The 1,074-nt window shown below is 62.6% G+C and carries 2 protein-coding genes; both read left to right on the top strand.

Translation table 11 applies throughout. The features are described 5' to 3' along the window. Positions 1-421: alpha/beta-hydrolase family protein (locus ABT116_RS49685; protein WP_351648326.1), on the top strand; the 421-nt coding region annotated here is incomplete at its 5' end. A 127-nt stretch (positions 422-548) separates the two neighbouring features. Beyond that, entirely contained in the window at positions 549-1,022 is a 474-nt protein-coding gene (locus ABT116_RS49680; protein WP_502984113.1) for a hypothetical protein, read from the top strand. The last annotated feature ends 52 nt before the right edge of the window (positions 1,023-1,074 follow it).

Raw genomic sequence — 1,074 nt, 5'->3', positions numbered from 1 at the left:
CTCGGGGTCGAAGGAAATTCTGCCGGTGATCGACGGTGGACGCGCCATTCGGTTTGCCGGTGATCCGGAGGATCTGGAGCTGAAGTCGGATTGGGACGACGATCGCATCGTGTACTGGCAGCACGCCAGCGACCCGATCACGTGGTGGTCCTTCGACCTGCTGCTCAACAAGCCTGATTGGCTCAAGGAACCGCTGGGCCGCGACGTGGATCCGGGAATGACGTGGGTGCCTCTCGTGACCTTCTGGCAGGTCACCCTCGACATGGTCTTCTCGGCGGACGTCCCGTCCGGGCATGGTCACAATTACGGCGAGGATGCAGCGGACATGTGGGCCAAGATCCTGCATCCCGAGGCCTGGACCTCGGCTGATACCGACAAGCTTCGTGCGCTGCTGACCACCAATCTGGAGCCCACGAAGTAGTCGTAAACGGTTGTAATACAGCCTGTTGAGGCGAAAACCTCACGAAAAAGTGTTACGTGAGGTATGTGTTACTCTGCGTTCGCTGTGTGCCAAGCCACAGCGGAGGCGAACGTGGGGAGATCGAAACGTGAAGAGCAGAGCATGGTGGGCGGCCGGGGTCTCCGTCGCAGCACTGGTCATGGGTGCTGTGACGGCCCCCGCCGCAATGGCTGAACCGGCGGATTTCTACACGCCGCCGTCCGAACTACCGGACGGTGCCAACGGAGATCTCATCAAGAGTGAGCCGTCACCACTGCTGCTGAGCGTGCCCGGATCGAACGGTGCGTGGCCGGCAACCGCCACCAAGATCATGTACCGAAGCGAGGACGCCAAGGGTGCCCCCGTTGCCGTGACGGGCACCTATCTCGAACCGTCGAATCCGTGGACCGGGCAGGGGGCGCGTCCACTGGTTGCCGCAGCGGTGGGAACGCACGGACAGGGCGATCAGTGCGCACCGTCCAAGCTGTTCAACACCGGCATCGAGTACCAGTTCCCGACGGACGTCATGGTCGGCTACGAGACCATCTGGGCTCCCCGAGCCCGTCGGGCGGTTGCTCGGTGATCTGGTGGTGGTGTGAGGGGGTTACTCCCTCTTTCTCTCCGGGAGCTACGCG

Origin of the sequence: Streptomyces sp. NPDC002130, assembly GCF_040296465.1 — a bacterium.
Lineage (GTDB): Bacteria > Actinomycetota > Actinomycetes > Streptomycetales > Streptomycetaceae > Streptomyces.
This window is presented reverse-complemented; position numbering and strand designations above follow the sequence as displayed.